Source organism: Acidobacteriota bacterium (genome assembly GCA_026707545.1).
In the GTDB taxonomy this organism is placed as follows: Bacteria; Acidobacteriota; Thermoanaerobaculia; order Multivoradales; family Multivoraceae; genus Multivorans.
This window is the reverse complement of the sequence record JAPOWR010000005.1, coordinates 24,070-40,928: the sequence shown is the minus strand read 5'-3', so window position 1 is coordinate 40,928 and position 16,859 is coordinate 24,070. Positions and strand designations below refer to the sequence as shown.

Here is a 16,859-nt window from a genome sequence, read left to right as displayed (position 1 = left end):
AGGAAGGAAGTAACGACGTGAAGAGGACATACCAGCCGAACAACCGGCGTCGCAAGAAGAAGCACGGTTTCCGCGCCCGCATGCGGACGAGACACGGGCGGGCGATTCTCTCGCGCCGCCGCCGCAAGGGCCGCAAGCGCCTCACGGTCTGACCTTGAGTCGAGCGAGCAGCCCGCGGTGCAACTCCGGTGTCGCACCGGGGGGCGAACGGATCCGGTCGAGCCGCGACTATCGCAGGGTCTATCGCCGGGGTCGGCGCCTGCATGGCGACATCGCGGTGCTCCACGTGCGGGAGAACGACGCTGGGCAGCCGAGGCTCGGCCTCACCGCCAGTCGGCGCGTCGGCGGAGCCGTGGTACGAAACCGGCTCCGCCGGCGGGTGCGGGAGCACTACCGCCAGCAGGTCCGGCGGGACAAGCTGCCCGCGGTGGACGTGGTGGTCCACCTGAAGGCCGCAGCTGCCGACGCCAATCGGCGCAGTTTCTACCGGGAACTCGACCGCCTGTTTCGAGCAGCCGGCCGGTACGGCACCCGCCGCTCCCGCCGCCGCAGGTCGTCGCGGTCATGAACGTCCCAGTCCGCTTCGCCGTGGCGTCGCTGCGCGCGTACAAGCGCTGGTTGTCGCCGCTCCTTCCACGCGCCTGCCGTTTCAGTCCGACCTGCTCCGAGTACGGGCAGATCGCCTTGCGGAGCCACGGCCTGGTGGTGGGGAGCTGGCTGACGATCCGGCGCCTGCTCCGCTGCCAGCCTCTGGGCCGGGGAGGCATCGATTTGCCGCCCGCCGGCGCGGGGTCGCCGAAGCTGCGGGGAATGAGAGCCGAGGCGGATGGATAGTCGAAGACTCCTGCTCGCCGCGGTCCTGTCGCTGGGCGTTCTGCTTCTCTGGCAGGCGCTCTTCTCGCCGCAGCCACCGGTGGAGCGGGCTCCGGTGGAGTCTGGCCGCGTCGACGGAGAGATGGACGGAGGGACCGCCGGCGAACCCAGTTCCGCGGTCCCGGCCCCGACGGGGCAGAGGGCAGCGACACCTCCGCCTGCCCCGGTCGTGCAACGGGTCGAGGCCCCGGCCGAGCAGCGCGTGGTGCTGGAGTCGGGCAACGCGACGCTCGAGTTCACCAACCGTGGCGCCCAGTTGCTGTCCTTCGAACTGCGCCGCCCGGACGGCGGCGAGCCGGTGGAACTGGTGCGCGGGCGTGAACGGGGCCAGCCCTACCCCTTCGCGTTCCAGGGTTCACAGCGGACTTCGCCGCTCAACGAGGCGCTGTTCGTCGTCGATCGCTCAACCGTCGACGGCGACACCCGGCTGAGCTTCCGCTACAGCGGTGACCTCGGCACCGCGACGAAGACGTTTCACATTCCGAAAGTGACGACGCAGGTGGGGGGTCTGACCTTCCGGTACGAAGTCGAGTCTCCCGGTGACTCCTGGGGGCTGGTGCTGGGTCCGGGAATCCGGAATCCGACCGTGGAGGAACTGCAGAGCCGCCTGTCGAGCCAGCAGCGGAGAGCGGCGACATGGTTCTCGGATGGCGACATGGAGTCGCTGGAGCCCCGGAAGACCGAGGATCCCAGGGATCTCGGGAGCAGTGCGCGCTGGGTGGCGCTCGAGGACCGGTACTTCATCACCGCTGTGATTCCGGCGGGTGCGAGGGGACTGGTGCAGGCACGCCCGGTCGCCAACCTGGAAGAGGCCGACGGCAACCTGGGCGGCTTCGTCATGTTCGAGGCCGCGGACGTCGCCACTGCCGAGCTGACCCGGGACCTGATGCTGGTTCTGCGCTCCTCGGGCGGCGAACTGGCCGGCCGCGCGTACTTCGGTGACAAGCAGTACGACGCTCTGGCGGCGATGGGAGTGCGACTGGAGAAGACGGTGCGGTATGGCTTCTTCGGCGTGATCTCGAGGCCGTTGCAGTTCGGTTTACGCTGGATTTACGACAATGTCGTAGCGAACTACGGGTGGAGCATCGTTCTGATGACCGTGGTCATCCGGCTGGTGCTGTTCCCGCTGACCCACAAGAGTCAGGTTTCGATGCAGCGGATCCAGAAGCTGAATCCGCGGATGGAAGCGATCCGCGCCAAGTACCGGCCCAAGCTGAAGGACGGGAAGGGCCGTCCGCGCATGGACATGCAGCGCAAGATGAACGAGGAGATTCAGGCGCTGTTCCGGGAGGAGGGCGTGAACCCTGCCAGCGGCTGCTTGCCGATCCTGTTCCAGATGCCCGTGTTCTTCGGCTTCTTCCGGCTGTTGAGCGAGGCGGTGGAGCTGTGGGACGCGTCCTGGCTCGGCTGGATTCAGAACCTCGCGCTGCCTGATCCGATCTACGTGCTTCCACTCGTCATGGGCGCCTCGCAGTTCCTCCAGCAGCGGATGCTGCCGCCGCCGCCCAACAAGACGCAGAAGCTGATCATCAACACGATGCCGATCTGGTTCACGATCTTCTCGTTCAGCTTTCCGAGCGGCCTGGTGCTCTACTGGCTGACGAACAATCTGCTGGGAATCGTGCAGACGGGCGTGTACAACAAGCTGAAGAAGAAGGGCTACCTCGGGGGCGAAGTGGCGCCGAAGGCAACGGAGACCAAGAAGTGAGGCACAGGACGGGACTCAGATGAACGCACCAACCAAGAACGTGTTCTTTTCAGGCGAAACGGAGGCCAGAGCGGTGCTGGCGGCGGCGAACCATTTCGGTGTGTCGCCCGACCAGGTGGTGTTTGACCGGGTCGAGAAGCGGCACGGATTCGTCAAGCGCCGTCGGGTGGTGATCCGGGTCGACCCGCGGGAGGTCGGTCCGGGTTCGGAGGCGCGCGAAGCAAGCGACGAAGCGACCGACAACCGCGACGGCGAGAGGCCTGCCGATGCCGCACCGGCTGACTCGGATGAGGCGCTGGCGGACGTAGCAGAGGACGCGCCGGCGCCGGACACGGTGGCGCCGGACATGGTGGCGCCGGAGGACGTGGACTCACCCGCCGTGGACTCCGAGGAGATCCTGGAGATCGCCCAGCAGGCGCTTCGGCAACTGCTGGAGCTGGCCGACCTCGAGGTGTCGGCGGAGATGGCTCTGGCGGACGGCCGGCTGGAGGTCGAGATCGAGGGGGTGGACCAGGAACTCCTCGTGGAGGACGAGGGCCAGGTCCTTCTTGCGCTCCAGCACCTCCTGCCGCGGGTCATGTTCAGGGAACTGGGACGAATCGTGCCGTGCCGGCTCGATAGCGGCGGCTATCAGCGCAGAAAGGAAGAGCGTCTGCGCGGCCTCGCACGCCGTGTCGCCGACGAGGTGGTGTCCCGCGGCGGCATCCGCACCCTGCGTCCAATGAACCCCGCTGACCGCCGCATCGTCCACCTGACCCTGGCCGACGACCCCGACGTCGAAACCGAGAGCCAGGGCAACGGCTACTTCAAACGCGTCAACATCCGCAGCTTGTAGCGCGCTTTGTAGATTGTCGTCGGAGCGCACCCGCCTGTCCGGAGCCGGAGGAGGGGGTCCCAGGGGCCGCTCGCGCTTTCTGAGTAGAGGGGAGGTTGGCGCTCGCTGCGGTCGGCTGCGCTCCGGTTGGGCGGTGGTTCAGGAGATGGCGTCGGGCGTCGCTTGCCGACAGCCCCCTGGGACCCCCTCCTCCGGCCCCGGCCAGGCTGGACGTCGTCGGCGTCTTCGGGCGCGCTAGACGCTGCTCCGTCAGGTAGGGGGATTCTGGGCTCGCGCAAGGACCTGGAGCGGCGTTTGGCCGCGCATGGAGCAGTCAGGTTGCTGTAGAGAGTGTCGCCGCCTGACGGCCGTTCTCTGGGTGCGCGGACCTTATGGTCCGCATTGAGCGCGATGCTGCGAAGCAGCGAGCACGAGCTTCTTTCATGCAAGGGGCGAAAGGGCTGCGTGCTTCGGACGAAAGGTCCAGAACGTCCGATTGTGGAGAGATACCCTCGGCTGGGAGATGGAAGAGTTGGGCGGTTCGCGGACTGAGTAGTGCATGTTTCACGTGAAACAGGGTTCCTGTTGGAGCCCCTCCTCGCAGGGTGTTTCACGTGAAACATGAGGAGTTGTTCCGCCGGGAGTTCGGTGATCGGTTGTCGGGGGAGGCGATCGGGCGGTTGGGCCGGCATGCGGAGTTGTTGAAGCAGTGGAACCGGGTGGTTCGGCTCGTGGGTGAGGATTCTCCGGCCGTGTGGGTGCGGCGGCACTACGCGGAGTCGGTTGCGGCTCGGGCGTATTGGAGTCGGTCGAAGACCGAGGGCGACGGTTCGTCGCTTCTCGACCTCGGCAGTGGTGCGGGCTTTCCCGGGCTGGTACTGGCGGCCCTGCATCCGGAGCGAAGCGTCGTCCTGGTGGAGGCGCGCGAACGGAAGGCTGCGTTCCTGGCGGAGGCGGTTCGGGAGCTTGAGCTTCCGCGGGTGCGGGTGGTTCGGGAGCGTGTGGGCCCGGAGTCCGCGGGTAGCCTGGCCGGGGCGGTAGAGTTCGTGGCGCTGCGCGGCGTACGGCTTCCGAAGGTCACATTGGCCCGTCTGATCGAGGCGCTTCCGGGTGGTGGGCGTCTGATGGTCTGGGCTGGCCGTGAACTGGCGCCCGGGCTGGCGGCGATGTGTTCCGTGGAAGAAGAAGTGAGTCTGCCCGACAGCCGGCACCGTCGGCTTCTCCTGCTTCGGCCGATCCGCCGTGGCTGACCTCCTGGCGGTCGCCAACCAGAAGGGCGGCGTGGGCAAGACGACGTCGGCGATCAATCTCGCGGCGGCCTTCGGCGCCATGGAGCGGAGGGTGCTGCTCGTCGACAGCGACCCGCAGGGAAACGCCAGCCGGGGGCTTGGCTGGTCGGGACGTGCACCCACCCTGTTCGAGGTGCTTTCCGGGGAGGCCGACGCCGCGGAGGTGATCGTCCCGACCGGGTTTCCCTACCTCGACCTGCTGCCGGCGAACCGGGATCTGGTCGGAGCGGAGTTGGGTCTGCAACGGGACCAGGCGTGGATCCGGCGGCTTGGAGCTTCGCTCGAAGGCCTTGCCCAGCAGTACGAACGCGTCTTCGTGGATTGTCCCCCGGCGCTGGGCCGACTGACCCTGAACGCCCTCTATGCCGCGGACGCGGTCGTCGTGCCGCTGCAATGCGAGTACTTTGCACTCGAGGGCATCAGCGAGTTGATGGCGACCGTTCAGCGGGTCCGGGAACTTGGTAGGCCCGACCTGGCGATCGCCGGCGTGATCCTCACCATGTACGATGACCGCACGAACCTGTCGCGGGACGTTGCGCGCGAGGTGCGCAGGCACTTCGGATCCATCGTCTGCGATACGATGGTTCCGCGCAACGTCCGTCTGGCGGAGGCGCCGAGTCACGGCATGCCGGTCCTGCAGTACGACATCAAGAGCAAGGGTGCCCAGGCGTATCTGGGCCTGGCGCAGGAGCTCGCGGCCCGCCGGCCCTGATCGCGCCATCGGAGTCATGTGAGCAGCAGACGGCGTGGCCTCGGTCGTGGGCTGGATGAGTTGTTCGCCGACAGCGGGGCTCGTTCTCCGGCGGCGCCGCGGGTGGAACGCGAGTTGCCGGTGGCGGAGCTCGAACCGAACAGCCGGCAGCCGCGCGACCGGTTCGACGAGGAGGCCCTGTCGGAACTGGCGGACTCGATTGCCCAGATCGGAGTGCTCCAGCCGATCGTCGTCACCGGTGGCCCGGATCGCGGCGGCCGCTACCGGATCGTCGCCGGCGAGCGTCGCTGGCGGGCGGCGCGGAAGGCTGGTCTGGAGACGGTGCCGGTCGTCTTTCGAGACGTGGACGACGAGCGCGAAATGCTTCGCCTCGCCCTGGTCGAGAACCTCCAGCGCTCCGATCTGAACCCGCTGGAAGAGGCGAAGGCCTTCCGGACCCTCAGCGACGACTTCGGGCTTTCGCAGCAGGAGATTGCCGGCAGGCTCGGCCGGAGCAGGGCAGCCGTGGCCAATGCCCTCCGCCTGCTTCGCTTGCCTGCCGCGGTGCAGGAGCAGTTGCAGTCCGGAGGGCTGACGGCGGGTCAGGCTCGTCCGTTGCTGGCGCTTGGCGACGAACAGAGCCAGATCGAACTCGGCATCCGCGCGGAGCGCGAATCCCTCAGTGCGCGAGAGCTGGAGCGCATCGCTGCCGGTCTTCGGACGAAGCCTGCCGCGAAGCGGAGGGCGGCCAAACCGGAGGGCGATCCCCACACGGCCGCCGCCGTCGAGCGGTTAACGCGTAGACTGCAGACCCGCGTCGAAATCAGCCGGCGCCGCCGGGGTGGCGGCGTCCTGAAGATCCACTTCCACTCCGAACCCGAGCTGATCCGCATCTACGAGCGGTTGTCGGCGGAGTGACACCAACGTCGGAGCGAGCCCTGCCATGTCGAAGATCCTCAAGAACAGCTCCCCGGGCGACCTGAACGGCTTCCTCGATGCCGGCTGCGAGGTCCGGGGGGAACTCCGATTCAAGAACACCTTCCGGGTCCACGGCCACTTCAACGGCACGGTGGAATCGGAAGGCGAGTTGATCGTCGGCGAAGGCGGCGTGCTGGAAGGTGTCGTCAAGGTGGGCGAACTCAGCGTCTCAGGGCGGCTCGAAGGTCAGGTGGAGGCGAAGAGGCGGATTGAGATCGGCGTGAACGGTCACGTTGAGGGCGAGATCAGTGCACCCGCTCTTGTCATCGCGAGCGGGGCGTTCTTCCAGGGTCAGTGCAAGATGAGTCCCGCCGAGGACCAGCGTCCCTCGAGACCGTCCATCGTGGATGGCGGCAAGCAGGCTCCGGCGCCGGAGGCTGCCGATCCGGCTCTGCAGCGATTCGCTCTGCCGGGGGGGACGGCCTCGTCCGGCGAGTCGTCGACGGGTGAGGGTGGGCGGCGCTAGAGCCGCCTCCTAGCTCCCGGTCTTCGTTTCGTAGGAGGGCACGAAGGCGATCGGCCGGCGGGCCAGAGTCGACGAGTCGAAGGCCTCGGTGAGGACACGGCCGTCGATGTCGAGCGCGGTCGGCAGGTTCAGGGCGTAGAGGAGCGTAGGGGCCACGTCCTGGATGCCGAGCCGGGTCAGGAGACGGTCCTCGTTGATTCCCGGTCCGCGGAGCAGAAGCAGTCCGTCGGGCGTGTTCTGGTATCCGCTCCCTACGCCGGCGGGGGCGTTGCCTCGTAAGCCGAACAGCCGGCGCAGGGGCCCGGACCGCCTCCAGCCGTACGCGCTGACCACGGCCAGCGTCCGCGGCGGCGGCAGTTCCTCCCAGGCTTCGGCTACCAGGCCGTCCACGAAGGCGTAGTAGGCCGACAGCCAGCGCGCCCGGTCGACGCGCGCCTGTTCCTGGTCGCCGTCGAATTGAACGGCCTCGTAGGAGTCGTAGTAAAGGTTCGAGACCGCGGCCAATCCGTCCATGACCGCGAACACGACGAGCCCCGTATCGACTTCCGGAGATCGCGACGACAGGATCTCCAGCAGTTGGGTCTGCGTCTCCAGATCACGGAGCGCCGCGGTGTAGAGCGCGGATGGCGGGCCATCGCCGAGCCGTGCCAGCCGCTCGTCCTCCATCGCCGAACCCAGAGCGGCGGCACGTGCCACCGCGGAGTCCGTGAGACCGACTCCGGGGTCTAGTGCGAACACGTCGAGTCCGAACCCCTCGGCGATTTGCCAGAGGGAGGGAGCGGAAGGCAAGACGGCCGGCCCGCCCTCGGTCACTCCGCGATCGCCCCAGACGCTGAAGCCGATTCCGCGGGGCGCCAGGTGGAGACGTTCCCCTCCAAGCCAGGGCGCGCCCCGGGTCGCCTCTGACACGACGCCATGGCGGAACGGGTACTTGCCGGTGACGACCGTTGTCCAGAGCGGCAGACGGCTCGCCGGTTCGACCGACTCGGCGCGTCCGTAGCTGCCGGATCGCATGGTCTGCGAGAAGAACGGAAGCAGCCCCTGCTCGGACAGGGGCAGGATCGCGTCGAGCGAGGCGCCGTCGAGGCCTAAGATCAGGAGGTTGGGCGGTGGTGCGGCCTCGATCGCCGCCGCGCGAGGCTTCCTCTGCGGCGGCGGCTCGAACGCCTCGCGCCGTTCGAAGACCGAGTACACGGTCAGGACCGCGAGGCTGGCGATGCCGAAGCGGCTGCGAGCTCCATAGGGCCTCTGCCGGCGGTAGGTGTGAAGGAACGCCGTGTAGAACGTGACGGCCGCGGCCAGGACGAGCCAGAGCCCGGCCTTGATCAGCCGATCGTGAATGCCGGGAGGCAGGAAGTGGTCGTAGAGTGCCGCGTGGGCAAGGTCGAGGCCGGCAGCGGCGCCGAACACGGCTCCGAGGCACCAGGGAAGCAGCCGCCCCGCGCGCTCGGGCGTCCGCCAGGAAATCGGCGCCAGCAGAACGGTCGTGCTAAGAGCGCCGAGCAGACCGTAGTAGGCGCTGGTTCGAAACACCGGCCCCGGCTGAAATGGCAGGTGAGGGTTGAGGAAGAAGAGGAGCCCAGCCAGGTGGATCCCGGCCATGAGCCCGGGTATCGCGCAGGCGGCGAAGCTGAGCAGCCGTTCTCGATTCACTGGGACGGACTCTACCGGGCTGTCGCGGCCGGCGGCTCGGCGCCCGGCCTTCGACCCCTGCCGGGATGGGGTGCTACCCTCGCTCGCGCCATGGCGGCGCTGGACGCGACGGGGAGAGTGCTCGAGGTCCGGCCGTTGCCTCTTCGGCACTTCCTGCTGCGGATCCGGGTGGACGGCATGGAGCCCGCCGCGCCCGGGCAGTTCGTGATGGTGGCCGGCGCCGACCAGGCGGAGCCGTACCTGAGGCGGGCGTTCTCGGTCTATGGCCAGGAGCCGGCCGGGGAAGACGCCCTGGTCATCTCCCTGCTCGGCAAGGTGATCGGGCGGGGCACTGCGGCGCTGGCCGCCTGCACCGCCGGCGAGGATGTTCCGGTGCTGGGTCCCCTGGGGATGGGATTCCATACTATGGGACGGACAGGACCTGCCGGCGGTCGGTCCGCCCTGGTTGCCGGCGGCATCGGATCGGCGGGTCTCGGTCTGTTGGCCCAGGCGCTGGCGCGTGCCGAAGTTCCTTTCGACTTCTACTACGGCGGTCGCACCGCGGGCGATCTCGTCGAGGCGGACGAGTTCCGGCGCTTGAGCGAAAGCACGGGCGGTCGGCTGATCGCGACCACGGAGGACGGGACCGAGGGGACCCGTGGGTTGGTGACGGAAGCGCTGCTCGAGACACTCGAGGCGGGCGGGCGGGCGGAAGAGCTCGCGTACGGGGCGGTCTACACCTGCGGCCCTCACGGTCTGATGGCGGCTGTAGCGCGAATCGCCGCCGATCACGGGATCGCCGGAGAGGCCGCGATGGAGACCCCGATGGGTTGCGGCTACGGTGCCTGTCTGGGCTGCGCCGTGGAGCTCAAGAAGGGCGGCTACGCGCTCTGCTGCCGTCACGGCCCGGTGTTCGACCTGGAGGAGGTGGTCTGGTGACCAGGGAAAGCGGCGGACCCGGCCCGGACCTGTCGACGCAGGTGGGGCCGCTCGAGCTGCAGAATCCGATTCTGACGGCCAGCGGGACGTTCGGCTACGGCCTGGAGTTCGCGGAGCGGGCGGACCTGCGTCGACTGGGTGGCCTGGTGACGAAGGGACTGTCACTCGAACCGCTGGCCGGCAATCCGCCGGTCCGGATCGCCGAGACCCGGGGCGGCATGCTGAACTCGATCGGGCTGCAGAACATCGGTGTGGACAAGTTCCTGGACGACGTTCTGCCTGGCCTCGTCGGGCTGCCGCCGAAGGTGATCGTCAACCTCTTCGGATACGACCAGGACGACTACGTGCGGCTTGCCGAGCGCGTCGATCCCCATGCGGGGGTGGCTGCGGTCGAGCTGAACGTGTCCTGCCCGAACGTGAGCAAGGGCGGCATCGAGTTCGGTCATGACCCGGAGATCCTCTGCGGCCTGGTCCGCCGGGTGCGTTCCGCGACCGGCAAGCCCGTGGTCGTCAAGCTGTCGCCGAACGTGACCGAGCCGGCAGCCCTGGGCCAGGCGGCGAGTGCCGGAGGCGCCGATATCCTGTCGGCGGTGAACACCTTCGTCGGCATGGCGATCGACACGAACACCCGGCGTCCGGTGCTCTCGACGGTACGTGGCGGCCTGTCGGGGCCTGCGATCAAGCCCCTGGCGTTGCGGATCGTCTGGGATGTCGCCCGCGAGGTCGACCTGCCGGTGATCGGTATCGGCGGGGTGGAAACGGTCGACGACGTCCTGGAGTTCCTGCTCGCCGGCGCCTCGGCGGTTCAGGTCGGCACGGCGCTCTTCCGTGACCCCAGGACGGCCGAGCGACTGGTGGACGGACTGCGGGACCGCTTGCAGAGGGAGGGCGTGGCCTCGGTCCACTGCCTGGTCGGAGCGGCGGCGAGACAGGAATGAGCGGGAGGCTCCGGCGGGTCGCCGTGGCCCTCGACACGGACGATCGCGAGACCTTCAGTAGGTGGTGCTCTCTCTTCGGCCCGCGGGTTGGCGTGCTGAAGGTGGGGCCGCGGGTCTTCCTGCGTTGGGGGCGCGCGGCCGTGGAAGAGGCCGCCGGAACCGGTGCGGAGGTCTTCCTCGACCTGAAGTTTCACGACATTCCGAGTACCGTCGCGGGCGCGGTCGGCGCGGCCAGGGAGCTGGGCGTCTCCTACCTGACGGTGCACTCGGGCGGTGGTCGGCGCATGATGGAGGCTGCCGTCGAGGCAGCGGGCGACGAGATCCGCGTGCTCGCGATCACCGTTCTCACCCACCTCGCGGCGGAAGATCTCGAAGAACTGGATCTGCCGGGCCGGCCCGCGACCCGTGCCCTGGGCTGGGCGGCGGCAGCCCAGAGGAGCGGTTGCTCGGGCGTTGTCTGCTCGCCGCTGGAATTGGCCTCCCTGCGCGAGCGACTTGGGTCGGACTTCCTCCTCGTGAGCCCGGGAATCCGCTTCGAGGACTCCCGGAGCGACGATCAGCGCCGGGTCGCGACGCCGGCGGCGGCGCTGCGGTCCGGGGCGGACCTGATGGTGATCGGGCGGCCGCTGACCCGAGCCGCTGACCCCGAGGCGGTCCTGGCTGGATTGGCTGCGGCCGGCGCCTGAGCCGGCGAGCGGCCCGCGGCTCCGGCTCCCGGGTGTGCTGCCGGATCAGCGGGGAACGTGGAGGGTGCGCCGCCAGCGGACGGCCCATCTTCCCGCTTCCCTGTCACGCGACCAGTAGACGAGGAACGGCCGTCCGCGGACCAGCTCGGTTCCAACCGGACCGAAGAAGCGCGAGTCGCGCGATATGTCGCGGTTGTCGCCCAGACAGAAGAGGCTCCCGTCCGGCACGGATTCAGGACCGTAGGAGTCCCGGCGCCAGAAACTCTCATGGAGGAACTCGGAGCGGGGGTAGACCCGGTTGTCCGAGTGGACGACGTAGGCCGTCTCGTCGACTTCGCGGCCGTCGACCCGGAGCTTCTTCGAATCGATCTCCACCACCGCGCCGCCGGTCGCAACGCAGCGCTTGAGCAGCTCGTGAGCGGGCTCCTCGATGCCGCGGAAGGTGACCAGGTCGCCCGGTCGCACCGGGCGTTGAGGCACGAGCGGTCCCCAGCGACCGGCACCGGCGCCGAAGACGAACTTGTTGATCAGCAGATGATCGCCGACCATCAGGGTCGGTTCCATCGACTCGGACGGAATGCGGTAGGCCTGGACGAAGAAGGCGCGGACGAACAGTGCGAGGATGGCCGCGACAAGCAGCACGTCCGCGCCGTCGCGGCACAGCTTGAGAAGTCCCAAGCGCGACCAGTACCGCAAGGGCGGCTCTACTTGATCACCTTGAAGGTCCGCTCCCAACGCGTCTTGGTCAGGAAACCGAGAGCGGTGTTCGCGAGCTGTTTCAGGCGGTGACCGAGACCGTGCCACGTGCCGTCCGGCGTCTCACCTCCGTAGGACCAGTAGACCATCGCCGCCCGGCCCTTGACCAGGGAGATCGGCACCGGTCCCCAGTAGCGGGAATCGTGGGAGTGGTCACGGTTGTCGCCCAGGCAGAAGAGGTGGTCGTCGGGGACGAGGAGCGGTCCCCAGTTGTCGCGACGAAGCTGTGTTGGGCCGAACGGGCCCGTGGAGGGGTACGTTCGGGGGTCCCGATGGACCGCGTAGACGCCGTCGTCCACCTCCTCCCCGTTCAGCAGCAGTCGCTTGTCGACCATCCGGATCTCATCGCCCGGCAGGCCGATACAGCGCTTGACGAGGTCGATCTTCGGCGTTTCGGGCGACCGGAAGATGACGATGTCCCCCCGCCGCACCTCGCGGCCAGGCAGCAGCTTCTGCTCCAGCGTCGTGGGGCGCGGCCCGAAGATGTACCGGTTCACGAACAGATGGTCACCGATCAGCAGCGTGTCCTCCATCGACCCGCTGGGGATGTAGAAGGTCTTGAGGACGAAGTTGTTCGTGAAGCCCAGGAAGACCGCCGCGACGATCAGCGCCTCGAGGTACTCGCGGACCACGGACGTTCGGCGCCCGGTCGGGGATCCTGGGGACTTGCTCTCGCCGCTAGCCATCGGCTGGCTAATCTACAACGACCGGGCGGGCGCGGGGTGGCCCTCCCGGGGCGGTTCGATTCCTGTCGCAGTGTCAGGAGTTTTGGAATCGGTCCAGCACGCTTGACTCCGGTCCTCGCGGGCGTAGCTCCCGCCAGGTGAGGAGGTTGCGGCCCGCGCTCGCTGGCACGGGGCAAGGTCGCTTGACGAAATGCTCCAATCGACGCCGCCTAGTGTTTCTGTAACTGATTGATTCTAAAACCCTTGCGTGGTTCGCTCAAGTTGGCGGGGAACTTGAAAGCAGAGCGGGCATCTACCCATCGGGAGCAAGGAGGTGCCCAAGGCAAAGCAGGGAGCCAAGTTGGCAAGGGGTCGGGGGGACACTTCGGTGTCCCCCCGGCATTGCGATTCTTGCTCGGTGATGGCAGTTGATCAATACGAGAACCCTGCGGGACCAAATGGAGATGAAGATGAAGAGAAGAAAGACGATCGCGTCGGCGGTAGTGCTCGTGCTTGGCCTGGTGGCAGTGATGCCAGCCGGAGCAGCCGAAGGCGTAGTCAACATCAACACCGCGGATGCTGCGGCGCTCGCCCTCCTCCCCGGCGTCGGTCCGTCGACCGCGGGGCGGATCGTGGAGTTCCGCACGGAGAACGGCAAGTTCGAGTCGGCCGTGGACCTGATGCTCGTCCGCGGCATCGGCGAGCGATCGTTCGAGCGCATGCGGCCCTACGTGACGACCGAAGGGGACACGACATTGACGGACAAGGTGCGGGTCCCCAGGGAGCAGACGGACTCCGACGAAGAGTCGGATGGCCCTACCGACGGCCCCTGATCGGCGCGAAGCCGTAGCGCTCGACGGCATGGAGGCGGGTGGGGGCTCTCGCCCGTCTCCATGTCTCTACCGGCTTGCCGAAACATGAAGGGCCGTGCTGGCTTCACCCTTCTCGAACTGCTGGTTGCAACGACGATCCTGGCCTTGCTGGCCACCCTGGCGGTGCCGCCTTTGCGCCAGCAGATCGCCCAGCACCGAGTGCGTCTGGCGGCCGCCGAGGTTGCCTCGGCCCTCTGGGCCGCGCGCGGCAGCGCGGTCCGCTACGGTGTGGCGGTTGCGATTCGGTTCGAGTTCGAGGACTCCCACGCGGAACCCGTCTTCTCCCTCTACGCGGACGGGGACGGCGACGGCGTGCGCACGGCTGATCTGACCTCCGGCACGGATCCCAGGATCGGGCGGCCGGCACGATTGCTTCACGTAGGCAGCGGCGTGCACTTCGGCATTCCGGATGACCTGGAGCCGGCTGAGTTCACCGGCTCGGGCCGACTCGATCGCCTGGACGATCCGGTCCGGTTCGGCCGCAGCGACATCGCTTCCTTCAGCCCCGCCGGTACCGCGAGCCCGGGTACCGTCTTCCTCACCGACGGTTACCACCTGTTTGCCGTTCGGGTGTACAGCCGTACGGGGAAGATCCAGGTCCTCCGCTATGTGCGCGACCGGGAGCTCTGGAAGGGCATCTGACCGGGCTGGAGAACAGCCGGCAGCGCGCTAGGCTTCGCTCATGGCGGTGGAGCCACCTGGAGCGACGGAACAGGGTTTCTCGCCGATCCGGTGGAGCGACGATGCGCTCTTGCTGCTGGATCAGACCCTGCTTCCGGAGCAGGAAGTGTGGCTCCGCTGCCGGCGACCTGAGGACGTGGCAGAGGCGATTCGCCGTCTTTCGGTGCGGGGTGCGCCGGCGATCGGTGTCGCCGCGGCCTACGGCCTGGTGCTCGGCGCCGAGGACTTCGCCGCTGCCTACACGCTGCTGCTCGCGACGCGACCGACCGCGGTCAACCTCCGCTGGGCTCTGGACCAGGGCCGCGTACTCCATGAACGCTCCGTCGAGGCTGGGGAGCGCGAAGAGTCGCGGGAGCGGCTGCTCGATTGGGCTCGCGACCTGCACCGCGAGGACATCGCCGCCAACCGTCGTATCGGCAGGTTCGGGCGGGAGCTGTTCGAGGTGGGCGACCGGGTCCTGACCCACTGCAACGCCGGCGCGTTGGCGACGGCCGGCTACGGCACGGCGATCGGCGTGGTCGAGGCGGCCTGGTCCGCCGGGCGCCTCGCCAGCGTGTGGGTCGACGAGACCCGGCCGCTGCTCCAGGGCTCACGGCTGACCACCTGGGAACTCAGCCGGCTCGAGATCCCGCATCGCCTGATCACCGACAACAGCGCCGGCGCGATCATCGCCCGCGGCTGGGTCCAGAAGATCGTCGTCGGCGCCGACCGGATCGCCGCCAACGGCGATGTCGCGAACAAGGTCGGCACCTACCCGGTCGCCGTGCTCGCGGCCCGTCACGGGGTTCCGTTCTACGTCGCGGCGCCCCTGTCGACGATCGACCGGGAGACGGCGTCCGGAGCCGAGATTCCGATCGAGGAACGCGACGCGGAGGAGGTGGTCCACGCCTTCGGCAAGCGGATCGCGCCCAAGGAGACCGAGGCCCTGAACATAGCGTTCGACGTCACGCCGGCGGAGCTGGTGGCCGCATTGATCACGGACGCCGGCGTGCTCCGGCCACCCTACGGGGAGTCGATCGCCTCAGCGTTCAGAGACCGCGGAAGCGCCGACCGTTGACCAGGCAGCCTGCGTCACCAGAGTTGTGAAACCTCGTCGTCGTACCCGGTCATCTCCCACCGCATGAGCGACCAGGGGATCTGGCCCGCGGCGTAGACCTCATCGAGGAACTCACGCAAGTTGAAGTCGTCGCCGAGTTGATTGGCACGGTCTCGCATCAGTTTCATGAACTGGACCTTCCCCAGGACCATGAGCATGTGATGCCCCACGCCGCGTAGCGTCGTATCCAGCTCGAACCACAGATGGTGACTGCCGTCCAGCAACTCGCCATGCGGCGCATTGTCGACACAGAACCGCATCGCTTCTTCCAGATTCCAGTCGCCGTTGTGCATGTAGATGTCGGAGAGCGCGCGGACGGTGCGGAAAGCCGCCTGTTCATAGGTGATCTCCCGGCCGTGAGGGTTGCGTCCGTCCAGGTATCCCGCATGCATCAGCAGTTCCTCCAGGGCGAACGCGAGCCCCTCGTCGCGAGCCGTCGAGATCTTGTACGGCCGCTCTCCGCCACGGATCGGGTGACTGTCGCGCTCTGCTCTGAGCATGTCGAAATGATGGCCGACCAGCTCATGGGTGTTCTCCATCACTGCTTCCCGGTGAGAGAAGTTGAAGAAGTAGTCGTGCTTCTCGGGCCAGGGATCCTCCAGGGAGTACCCCTTTCCGAACAGCCGCGAGTCGAGATAGTCATCCGGCACGAGAAAGTCCTGCACAGTGAAGATCTCCTCGTTGCGAAGGAAGCTCATGATGTGATCGACGGCTTCTTCGATGCCTTCCCTGTACTCGACCTGTGACCCGACCGGTACGATGGGTGGAACATCGCGATTTCGGTTCTCCTCCAGTCGTTGAAAGGTGATCACACGGTTGTCTTCGAGTTCGACGATCGTTCGAATGTCGTCCCAGGTATAGGGCAAAAGATAGACGTTCCTGAGCAGCCAGTTGTAGTTCTCCCTGCCCACACCGATCGTGCCCGTCATCCGATCCTCGTTGGACCGTATCCAGTCCTCATAGTCGTCGATCGCGATCAGTGCCGAGTCCACGTCGGCCACGAGTTCCGGATGATGGATCCTGAGGCCCTGTGCGAGCGATTGGTAGTCCGATCTGGTATCTCCGATGGAAAGAATCGCCAGAGTGGCCAGGTCGGCGCCGATCAGCGAGAAGTCGGTGAGATTCGCTTTCGCCTGTTGCACCAGATCGGGTACCGACCGGAGCCTTGATTGCAGAACTGCGACCTCGTTCCCCGGCAGAGGTGGTTCAGCTACCCAGGCGAACGTGGCGATCACGTCGTTGTAGAACCCGGGATCCCTGGACCATGGGCTGAGAACCCGGTGCTGGAACTCGTAACCGTTCAGCTCCGCCCGGACGAGCTGGTAGTCGACCTGTTGTGGGATCGACCAGTCCGTAGGATCTATCGACTGCAACCGCGCCTGAAACCTCCCCAGCTCGCCGTATTGTTCTGCCATCGCAGTGGCGGAGAAATCGGGCGCGGCGTCCAGGTTCGACAGGATCCACCCGCTCTGCGAATAGGACTGGATGTTGCCGGAGTCGCCTTGTTGGAACGAACGAAACTCTCGGAAGAGGGAGACCAGGTCGGCGTAGTCGGTGCTCGCGACCGCCCGAGTTGCCTCGGTTTCCGCCGGATCGCCTCCCGGTTCACTCGGCAGCAACAGATACAGGACGAAGCCCGCGAGGAGGAGCGCCAATACGACCAGAAGATTGCGGGTAGCTATCATGTGTCCCCCGGAGTGCTGCTTGTCGTTGTATTGCCATCATATGGGTAGCGCCGCCGAGTTGCGTGCGCCGCGGCAGGCCGACCGAGGCGT

At 67.4% G+C, this 16,859-nt stretch carries 19 protein-coding genes; 15 read left to right on the top strand and 4 right to left on the bottom strand.

Annotated features, from left to right (window positions below; translation table 11 throughout):
- Nucleotides 1-17 precede the first annotated feature (17 nt).
- The 9 genes from rpmH to OXG83_16205 all read left to right on the top strand — a co-directional run bounded on the left by rpmH (nucleotide 18) and on the right by OXG83_16205 (nucleotide 6,819).
- Nucleotides 18-152, top strand: coding sequence for a 50S ribosomal protein L34 (rpmH, locus tag OXG83_16245; GenBank protein ID MCY3966580.1), 135 nt, complete (start codon nucleotides 18-20; stop codon nucleotides 150-152).
- A 2-nt stretch (nucleotides 153-154) separates the two neighbouring features.
- Nucleotides 155-568 (top strand): ribonuclease P protein component, encoded by a 414-nt coding sequence (gene rnpA / locus OXG83_16240; protein MCY3966579.1) that lies wholly within the window; start codon nucleotides 155-157, stop codon nucleotides 566-568.
- Nucleotides 565-834 (top strand): membrane protein insertion efficiency factor YidD, encoded by a 270-nt coding sequence (gene yidD / locus OXG83_16235; protein ID MCY3966578.1) that lies wholly within the window; start codon nucleotides 565-567, stop codon nucleotides 832-834. The genes rnpA and yidD overlap by 4 nt, the downstream gene beginning before the upstream one ends.
- On the top strand, nucleotides 827-2,581 hold the full coding sequence (yidC, locus tag OXG83_16230) for a membrane protein insertase YidC (protein ID MCY3966577.1): 1,755 nt from the start codon (nucleotides 827-829) through the stop codon (nucleotides 2,579-2,581). Before yidD ends, yidC begins: the two co-directional genes overlap by 8 nt.
- A gap of 19 nt (nucleotides 2,582-2,600) precedes the next feature.
- Nucleotides 2,601-3,416 carry a hypothetical protein gene (locus OXG83_16225; protein ID MCY3966576.1) on the top strand — a complete coding sequence of 272 codons (816 nt, stop codon included), beginning with the start codon at nucleotides 2,601-2,603 and terminating at the stop codon, nucleotides 3,414-3,416.
- A 584-nt stretch (nucleotides 3,417-4,000) separates the two neighbouring features.
- A complete protein-coding gene (locus tag OXG83_16220; protein MCY3966575.1) occupies nucleotides 4,001-4,645 on the top strand; it encodes a class I SAM-dependent methyltransferase in 645 nt (214 codons plus the stop codon).
- The gene (locus OXG83_16215) at nucleotides 4,638-5,396 is read left to right on the top strand and encodes a ParA family protein (GenBank protein MCY3966574.1); all 759 of its coding nucleotides are present in this window, start codon (nucleotides 4,638-4,640) and stop codon (nucleotides 5,394-5,396) included. The genes OXG83_16220 and OXG83_16215 overlap by 8 nt, the downstream gene beginning before the upstream one ends.
- An 18-nt stretch (nucleotides 5,397-5,414) precedes the next feature.
- Entirely contained in the window at nucleotides 5,415-6,293 is an 879-nt protein-coding gene (locus OXG83_16210) for a ParB/RepB/Spo0J family partition protein (protein MCY3966573.1), read from the top strand.
- Between the two features lie 25 nt (nucleotides 6,294-6,318).
- Nucleotides 6,319-6,819, top strand: coding sequence for a polymer-forming cytoskeletal protein (locus OXG83_16205; protein MCY3966572.1), 501 nt, complete (start codon nucleotides 6,319-6,321; stop codon nucleotides 6,817-6,819).
- Between the two features lie 9 nt (nucleotides 6,820-6,828).
- Here OXG83_16205 and OXG83_16200 read toward each other — a convergent pair whose 3' ends face one another.
- On the bottom strand, nucleotides 6,829-8,472 hold the full coding sequence (locus tag OXG83_16200; protein MCY3966571.1) for an alkaline phosphatase family protein: 1,644 nt from the start codon (nucleotides 8,470-8,472) through the stop codon (nucleotides 6,829-6,831).
- A gap of 90 nt (nucleotides 8,473-8,562) precedes the next feature.
- Between OXG83_16200 and OXG83_16195 the strand changes: the two genes are divergently transcribed.
- From OXG83_16195 to pyrF, 3 genes are read left to right on the top strand one after another with little or no spacing between them, the layout of a single operon-like run.
- Nucleotides 8,563-9,390 carry a dihydroorotate dehydrogenase electron transfer subunit gene (locus OXG83_16195; protein MCY3966570.1) on the top strand — a complete coding sequence of 276 codons (828 nt, stop codon included), beginning with the start codon at nucleotides 8,563-8,565 and terminating at the stop codon, nucleotides 9,388-9,390.
- On the top strand, nucleotides 9,387-10,328 hold the full coding sequence (locus OXG83_16190) for a dihydroorotate dehydrogenase (GenBank protein ID MCY3966569.1): 942 nt from the start codon (nucleotides 9,387-9,389) through the stop codon (nucleotides 10,326-10,328). The genes OXG83_16195 and OXG83_16190 overlap by 4 nt, the downstream gene beginning before the upstream one ends.
- Complete coding sequence (pyrF, locus tag OXG83_16185; GenBank protein ID MCY3966568.1) at nucleotides 10,325-11,014, top strand: orotidine-5'-phosphate decarboxylase; 690 nt, start codon at nucleotides 10,325-10,327, stop codon at nucleotides 11,012-11,014. The genes OXG83_16190 and pyrF overlap by 4 nt, the downstream gene beginning before the upstream one ends.
- A 45-nt stretch (nucleotides 11,015-11,059) precedes the next feature.
- Here pyrF and lepB (OXG83_16180) read toward each other — a convergent pair whose 3' ends face one another.
- Nucleotides 11,060-11,710, bottom strand: a complete 651-nt coding sequence (gene lepB, locus OXG83_16180; GenBank protein ID MCY3966567.1) for a signal peptidase I — start codon at nucleotides 11,708-11,710, stop codon at nucleotides 11,060-11,062.
- 8 nt (nucleotides 11,711-11,718) lie between these two features.
- Nucleotides 11,719-12,456, bottom strand: coding sequence for a signal peptidase I (gene lepB / locus OXG83_16175; protein MCY3966566.1), 738 nt, complete (start codon nucleotides 12,454-12,456; stop codon nucleotides 11,719-11,721).
- A gap of 449 nt (nucleotides 12,457-12,905) precedes the next feature.
- Between lepB (OXG83_16175) and OXG83_16170 the strand changes: the two genes are divergently transcribed.
- The 3 genes from OXG83_16170 (at nucleotide 12,906) to mtnA (ending at nucleotide 15,045) form a co-directional block, all read left to right on the top strand.
- A complete protein-coding gene (locus OXG83_16170) occupies nucleotides 12,906-13,268 on the top strand; it encodes a helix-hairpin-helix domain-containing protein (protein MCY3966565.1) in 363 nt (120 codons plus the stop codon).
- Between the two features lie 84 nt (nucleotides 13,269-13,352).
- A complete protein-coding gene (locus OXG83_16165; GenBank protein ID MCY3966564.1) occupies nucleotides 13,353-13,949 on the top strand; it encodes a prepilin-type N-terminal cleavage/methylation domain-containing protein in 597 nt (198 codons plus the stop codon).
- A 40-nt stretch (nucleotides 13,950-13,989) separates the two neighbouring features.
- Complete coding sequence (gene mtnA / locus OXG83_16160; GenBank protein MCY3966563.1) at nucleotides 13,990-15,045, top strand: S-methyl-5-thioribose-1-phosphate isomerase; 1,056 nt, start codon at nucleotides 13,990-13,992, stop codon at nucleotides 15,043-15,045.
- Nucleotides 15,046-15,059: 14 nt separating this feature from the next.
- Here the strand turns inward: mtnA and OXG83_16155 are convergent, their stop codons facing one another.
- Complete coding sequence (locus tag OXG83_16155) at nucleotides 15,060-16,739, bottom strand: DUF885 family protein (protein MCY3966562.1); 1,680 nt, start codon at nucleotides 16,737-16,739, stop codon at nucleotides 15,060-15,062.
- Nucleotides 16,740-16,859: the final 120 nt, after the last annotated feature.

Excerpts from the sequence above, each read along its gene's own strand:
- yidD (MCY3966578.1), top strand. The coding sequence starts at position 565 with ATGAACGTCCCAGTCCGCTTCGCCGTGGCGTCGCTGCGCGCGTACAAG.
- yidC (MCY3966577.1), top strand. The coding sequence starts at position 827 with ATGGATAGTCGAAGACTCCTGCTCGCCGCGGTCCTGTCGCTGGGCGTT.
- OXG83_16225 (MCY3966576.1), top strand. The coding sequence starts at position 2,601 with ATGAACGCACCAACCAAGAACGTGTTCTTTTCAGGCGAAACGGAGGCC.
- OXG83_16205 (MCY3966572.1), top strand. The coding sequence starts at position 6,319 with ATGTCGAAGATCCTCAAGAACAGCTCCCCGGGCGACCTGAACGGCTTC.
- OXG83_16195 (MCY3966570.1), top strand. The coding sequence starts at position 8,563 with ATGGCGGCGCTGGACGCGACGGGGAGAGTGCTCGAGGTCCGGCCGTTG.
- pyrF (MCY3966568.1), top strand. The coding sequence starts at position 10,325 with ATGAGCGGGAGGCTCCGGCGGGTCGCCGTGGCCCTCGACACGGACGAT.
- lepB (MCY3966566.1), bottom strand. The coding sequence starts at position 12,456 with ATGGCTAGCGGCGAGAGCAAGTCCCCAGGATCCCCGACCGGGCGCCGA.
- OXG83_16170 (MCY3966565.1), top strand. The coding sequence starts at position 12,906 with ATGAAGAGAAGAAAGACGATCGCGTCGGCGGTAGTGCTCGTGCTTGGC.
- OXG83_16165 (MCY3966564.1), top strand. The coding sequence starts at position 13,353 with ATGAAGGGCCGTGCTGGCTTCACCCTTCTCGAACTGCTGGTTGCAACG.
- mtnA (MCY3966563.1), top strand. The coding sequence starts at position 13,990 with ATGGCGGTGGAGCCACCTGGAGCGACGGAACAGGGTTTCTCGCCGATC.